Origin of the sequence: Pseudooceanicola sp. HF7 (assembly GCF_011806405.1) — a bacterium.
Classification (GTDB): domain Bacteria; phylum Pseudomonadota; class Alphaproteobacteria; order Rhodobacterales; family Rhodobacteraceae; genus Pseudooceanicola.
This window is the reverse complement of sequence record NZ_JAATOW010000002.1, coordinates 126,663-132,766: the sequence shown is the minus strand read 5'-3', so window position 1 is coordinate 132,766 and position 6,104 is coordinate 126,663. Positions and strand designations below refer to the sequence as shown.

Annotated in this window: 7 protein-coding genes; all 7 read right to left on the bottom strand. The window is 64.1% G+C overall.

The features are described from left to right. The coding region (locus tag HCZ97_RS20510) for an ABC transporter substrate-binding protein (protein ID WP_167686875.1) at positions 1–160 on the bottom strand (160 nt) is incomplete at its 3' end. Between the two features lie 39 nt (positions 161–199). Continuing rightward, positions 200–1,051 (bottom strand): ABC transporter permease, encoded by an 852-nt coding sequence (locus tag HCZ97_RS01385; protein ID WP_167686874.1) that lies wholly within the window; start codon positions 1,049–1,051, stop codon positions 200–202. 55 nt (positions 1,052–1,106) lie between these two features. Further along, positions 1,107–2,027 carry an ABC transporter permease gene (locus HCZ97_RS01380; RefSeq protein WP_167686873.1) on the bottom strand — a complete coding sequence of 307 codons (921 nt, stop codon included), beginning with the start codon at positions 2,025–2,027 and terminating at the stop codon, positions 1,107–1,109. Then, positions 2,024–2,470, bottom strand: coding sequence for a GNAT family N-acetyltransferase (locus tag HCZ97_RS01375; RefSeq protein ID WP_167686872.1), 447 nt, complete (start codon positions 2,468–2,470; stop codon positions 2,024–2,026). Before HCZ97_RS01375 ends, HCZ97_RS01380 begins: the two co-directional genes overlap by 4 nt. Further along, on the bottom strand, positions 2,463–3,245 hold the full coding sequence (locus HCZ97_RS01370) for an ABC transporter ATP-binding protein (RefSeq protein ID WP_368484304.1): 783 nt from the start codon (positions 3,243–3,245) through the stop codon (positions 2,463–2,465). The genes HCZ97_RS01375 and HCZ97_RS01370 overlap by 8 nt, the downstream gene beginning before the upstream one ends. Before the next feature lie 10 nt (positions 3,246–3,255). Continuing rightward, the gene (gene hydA, locus HCZ97_RS01365) at positions 3,256–4,716 is read right to left on the bottom strand and encodes a dihydropyrimidinase (protein ID WP_167686871.1); all 1,461 of its coding nucleotides are present in this window, start codon (positions 4,714–4,716) and stop codon (positions 3,256–3,258) included. An 89-nt stretch (positions 4,717–4,805) separates the two neighbouring features. Further along, positions 4,806–6,056: a Zn-dependent hydrolase gene (locus tag HCZ97_RS01360; protein ID WP_167686870.1), complete on the bottom strand. Its 1,251-nt coding sequence runs from the start codon at positions 6,054–6,056 to the stop codon at positions 4,806–4,808. Positions 6,057–6,104 lie beyond the last annotated feature (48 nt).

Below are 6,104 nucleotides of genomic sequence, written 5' to 3'. Positions count from 1 at the left end.
CGTCCAGCCCGGCCTCATCGTAGAAGCCCTTGGATTCCGCAACGTAGTAGCCGGCGAACTGGGCCTGGGTCACCCATTTCAGCTGCAGCGTGATTTCCTCTGCCCCGGCGCTGCCGGCAATGGCAGACAGGGCCAGGCCCCCTGCGATCAGTTTCTTCATGTCATACTCCCTTGAAGAGTTTGTTGCGGGCCCTGTTGTTCAGCGCCCTTTTCTTTGTGACGGGTGCCAGAAGGTCACCCATTGCTCCACGAGGGCGATGACCCCGTAGAACAGCGATCCCGCAAGCGCGGCGACGAAGATTTCCGCCCAGACCATGTCCAGCGAAAGCCGCCCCACCGAAACGGAGATCCGAAAGCCCATGCCGGACAGCGGGGATCCGAAGAATTCCGCCACGATGGCGCCGATCAGCGCCAGCGTAGAACAGATCTTCAGCCCGTTGAAGAGAAAGGGCATTGCGGCAGGCAAACGGAGTTTCCAGAAGGCCTGCCAATAGCTTGCTGCCCAGGTTTTCATCTGGTCGCGCTGCATCGGCGTGGTTTCCTGCAAGCCGGCAGAGATATTCACCAGCATCGGGAAGAAGACCATGGCGACCACCACGGCGGCCTTGGACTGCCAGTCATAGCCGTACCACATCACCAGGATCGGGGCGGTGCCCACGATGGGCAGCGCGGCCAGGAAATTGGCCACCGGCACCAGGCCCCGGCTCAGGAACTCGCTGCGATCCACGAAGATCGCCACGACGAATGCCGCGGCCACCCCGATGGCGAAGCCCGACAGCGCTCCCTTGACGAAGGTCTGCACGAAGTCGTTCCACAGGGTGGGAACGCTCTCGCCGATGGTGGCGGCGATTGAGGTGGGCGCGGGCAGGATGACCATGGGCACGTTTAGCCCGCGCACGACCAGCTCCCAGACCACCAGGATGGTCACCCCGAACAGCACCGGCACCAGAAGCTGCACGGCCCGCGTGTTGCTGGCCGGCCCGTTGGCCAGCCGGGTGTTCAGCACCCAGATCCCCGCCCAGGCCAGGAAGGCTGCGATGACCTCGATCATGGCGCACCTCCCGTCCCGTTGGCGATTGGCGCCTGTCTCGGAATAGCTCTGCTCATCATCCTGCCAGCCCCATCCGTTTCAGCACGCCCTTCTCGATCCCGCCGATCAGCGCCACCAGCGCCGCTGCCAGGATCGCCGTGGCGAACAGTGCCGCCCAGATCTGCACCGTCTGCCCGTAGTAGCTGCCCGACAGCAGCCGCGCGCCCAGCCCCTGGCCGCCGCCCGCGGGCAGCTCTGCCACGATGGTCCCCACCAGGGACGACGCGACACCGATCTTGAGCGAGGCGAAGAGATAGGGCGCAGAGGCCGGCATTCGCAGCTTCCAGAAGATCTGACTGCGCGTCGCGCTCCAGGTCTGCATCAGGTCCAGGTCCATGTGCGAGGGGCTGCGCAGCCCCTTCACCATGCCTACGACCACCGGGAAGAAGCTGAGGTAGGCGCTGATCAGCGCCTTGGGGATCAGCCCCTGCAACCCGACAGAGGCCAGCACGACGATGATCATCGGCGCGATGGCCAGGATCGGGATGGTCTGGCTGGCGATGGCCCAGGGCATCACCGACATGTCCATGGCGCGGTTGTGCACGATCCCGATGGCCAGCAGCACTCCGGAGAGAGAGCCGATGATGAAGCCCAGCCCGGTCGCGGAAAGCGTCACCCAGCCATGCAGCACCAGGCTGCGCTTGCTGGTCGGCTTGACCTCCATCGTGGTGCGCCACAGCTCTGCCACCACCTGGTGCGGCGCGGGCAGGCGCGGTTTCTTCTGGGACCAGATGCCCGCGACATGCTGCGGGTTCTTGATCACCAGCCCGATGGCGGAATGCTCCTGCCGGTTCACCCGCCCTTCGGGGGTGATCACGGCGCCCTGGCGTTCGGCGGTGTCCAGCGCCAGGCGGATGTTCATCGGCATGCAGGCCAGGTACCAGAGCCCGATGATCACGGCCAGGACGGCCAGGACCGGTCCTATCTTGTTGATCATCCGCGCCACTCCATCTGGACCTCGTCCACCGTGCCCGGAGGCTCGGCCGGAACGCGCGCCAGCTCGATGAAGCCTTCGCGGCGGTAGAAGCGCTGCGCGGCCTCGTTGGGCACATGGGTGTGCAGCCAAAGGTAATCGCGCCCCTCCTTGACCCGGTCCATCAGCGCGCGCCCCAGGCCCTCGCCGGTGCGGCTGCAATAGAAACCACCGATCTTCAGGCTGTCGGGATCAAGCGACAGGTAGCCCTCCACCGGATCGCCGGCGACCCAGATCTCGCGCAGGGACATCGCGTTGGCGATCCCGGCTTCCAGCTCTTCCAGCGTGGCATCGCGCGGCATCCAGTCGGTCCGGGTGATCCAGTCATCCACGATGGCCGCACAGGCAGGCGCATCCTCGGATGTGGCGCGGCGCACCTGGATCTCACTCGTGGGGGCCTCAGTCATAGGCATGACCCGCACGCAGGCCCTCCCGCACTCTGTGCGCGATTTCAAGGAATTGCGCGGAATCCCTGATGTCGAGCGGGCGCTCCTTCGGCAGCGGGCTGTCGATCACATCGGTGATCCGTCCCGGGCGCGGCGACATGACCACGATCTTGGTGCTCAGGTAGACCGCCTCGGGGATCGAATGGGTGACGAATCCGATCGTCTTGCCCGTCCGCGCCCAGAGCTTCAGAAGCTCCTCGTTCAGGTGATCGCGCACGATCTCGTCCAGCGCGCCGAAAGGTTCGTCCATCAGCAGGATGTCGGCATCGAAGGCAAGCGAGCGGGCGATGCTGGCCCGCTGCTGCATCCCGCCACTTAGCTGCCAGGGGTACTTTTTGCCAAAGCCTTCTAGATCAACAAGTTCCAGCACGTTTTTCACGCGCTTTTCCTGTTCGGCCCGGCTGAAGCCCATGATCTCCAGCGGCAGCTTGATGTTGCCCGCGATGGTCCGCCAGGGATAGAGCCCCGCCGCCTGGAACACATAGCCGTAGGCGCGCGCTTTGCGGGCCTCCTCCGGCGTCATCCCATTCACGGTTAGCTCACCGCCTGTCGGTGTCTCCAGCGCCGCGATACAGCGCAGGAAGGTTGTCTTGCCGCAGCCCGAAGGGCCGATGAAGCTGACGAATTCGCCCTTGCCGATGGCCAGGTTGACGTCCTTCAGGGCCTGCACCGGCCCGTCGTTCGTCTCGAAAGTCAGATCAAGGCTTTTCGCCTCGATCACAGGTACTTGGCTCACGAAGCTAACCTCAGATCCCGGCCGGAATGTTCAACGGATCACGCTTGACGGAGCGCGGCGTGTTCAGCTCCTTCCACTTGCTCAGCGCCTTGGACGCCGAAGAGAAGGCCGGACGCGGCACGAAACGCCCACGGCCCGGCTGCGGCTGGCTGTTCTGACCCCAGGCCCAGATCACCTCTCCGCGGGACATGGTGTAACGCGCCTGGGCGGTCACCTCCTTGCCCTCGAAGACGTTGTAATCGATGATCGAATGGTGGTTGCTGGCGCTGATCGTCTTGGTGATCTTGGGATCCCAGACCACGATATCCGCATCCGCCCCCGGCACCAGGGCACCCTTCTTGGGATAGATGTTCAGGATCTTGGCGACGTTGGTCGAGGTCACGGCAACGAATTCCTCGGGCGTCAGCCGGCCGGTTTCCACGCCATAGGTCCAGAGCACCGCAAGCCGTTCTTCCAGCCCGTTGGAGCCATTGGGGATCTTGGTGAAATCCTCCAGCCCCATGCGCTTCTGCTTCGTGCTGAAGGCCGCGTGGTCGGTGGCCACCACCTGAAGCGAGCCCGCCTGAAGCCCGGCCCAAAGGCCGTCCTGGTGTTCCTTGCCGCGGAAGGGCGGCGACATCACGCGCTGCGCGGCATGGTCCCAATCGGTGTTCAGGTATTCGCTTTCATCCAGCGTCAGGAATTGCGCCAGCGGTTCACCGTAGACGCGCATCCCCTTCTGGCGCGCGCGCCGGATGGCTTCATGCGCCTGCTCGCAGGAGACGTGCACGATGTAAAGCGGCGTGCCCGCGGCATCGGCGATGGTGATCGCGCGGTTGGCCGCCTCGCCCTCGAACTCCGGCGGGCGCGAGCGCGCGTGCCATTCCGGCCCGGTCTTGCCCTCTGCAAGGAACTTCTTCTGCATCAGGTCGACAAGGTCGCCGTTCTCCGCATGGACCATGGGCAGCGCACCCAGCTCCTTGCAGCGCGCGAAGCTGGCGAACATCTCGTCGTCCTCCACCATCAGCGCGCCCTTGTAGGCCATGAAGTGCTTGAAGGAGTTCACGCCGTTGTCCACGGCATATTTCATCTCTTCAAAGATCAGCTCGTTCCAGCCGGTGATCGCCATGTGATAGCCGATGTCGGAACAGATCTGCGGCTGGGACTTGCGGTGCCATTCGTTGATCGCGTTCTTGATCGACCCGTCCGCACCCGGCAGGCAGAAATCGACCAGCATGGTGGTGCCGCCCGTGGCCGCCGCCCATGTGCCGCTTTCAAAGGTCTCCGCCGCCGTGGTGCCCATGAAGGGCATCTCAAGGTGCGTATGGGGATCGATGCCGCCGGGGATCACATAGGCCCCTTCGGCATCGACGTATTCATCGCCCTTCAGGTCCGGCCCGATCTCCTTGATGGTCTCTCCTTCGACCAGGATATCGGCTTTCCACTGGCGATCCGCGGTGACAATCGTCCCGCCCTTGATGACCTTGCTCATCTCGTAAACTCCCTGTCTGGCCCCGGCCGTTTCTTTTGTCTGGTGTCCGGGGGTCTCGCGGTCATGCCGCGTTTGGGGGCCGAAGCCCCTTATTCCACGATTTCAGCCGTTTCCACGACTGCATGCAAGAGAACATCGGCCCCCGCACTCGCCCATTCCTTGCTGATGTCCTCGGCTTCGTTATGGCTCAGCCCGTCCACGCAGGGGCACATGACCATGGCGGTCGGGGCCACCTTGTTCATCCAGCAGGCATCATGCCCGGCGCCCGAGACGATATCGCGGTGCGAATAGCCCAGCCGTTCCGCCGCATCGCGCAGCGCGGTGACACAGCCCTCGTCGAAGGTGACGGGATCGAAATGCCCCACCGGCTCGATGGAGATCCCAAGGCCAAGCTCTTCGGCGATCTTCGGCGCCTCGGCTTCCAGCCGCGCGCGCATCCCGTCCAGCTTCTCCTGCTCGGGAGAGCGGAAATCGATGGTGAAGACCGCCTTGCCCGGGATCACGTTGCGCGAGTTGGGATAGACATTGGCCTGGCCGATGGCCCCCACCGCATCGGGCTGGGCCTCCATCGCGATCTGGTGCACCAGCTCGGTGATCCGCGCCATGCCCAGGCCCGCGTTCACCCGCATGTTCATCGGGGTAGAGCCGGTATGAGCATCCTTGCCCGTCAGCGTGACCTCAAGCCACCAAAGCCCCTGGCCATGGGTGACGATGCCGACGTTCTTGCCCTCGGCCTCCAGGATCGGGCCCTGTTCGATGTGCAGCTCGAAGAAGGCATGCATCTTGCGCGCGCCCACGGGCTCATCGCCTTCCCAGCCAATCCGCTTCAGCTCATCGCCGAAGCGCTTGCCCTCTGCATCGACGCGATCCTTGGCCCAGTCTTCCTGGTGAATGCCCGCAAAGACGCCAGAGGCCAGCATGGCCGGGGCAAAGCGGGTGCCCTCTTCGTTGGTCCAGTTGGTCACAACGATCGGGTGTTTCGTCTTCACGTCCAGGTCGTTGAGCGTGCGTACCACCTCAAGCGCGCCCAGCACGCCCAGGACCCCGTCGTACTTGCCGCCCGTGGGCTGGGTATCCAGGTGGCTGCCCACGTAGACCGGCAGCGCCTCCGGATCCGTTCCCTCACGGGTGAAGAACATGTTGCCCATGCTGTCGACGCCCATGGTGCAGCCCGCCTCTTCGCACCATTTCTGGAACAGTGCGCGGCCCTCGGCATCTTCATCCGTCAGGGTCTGGCGATTATTGCCGCCCGCGATCCCCGGCCCGATCTTCGCCATCTCCATGAGGCTTTCCCAAAGCCTGTCCCCGTCGATCTTGAAGTTCTCTCCCGGCGCTGACATCGCACTGGCTCCTTGACATTCGCTGCATTACTTTTGACCCTTTGGTCA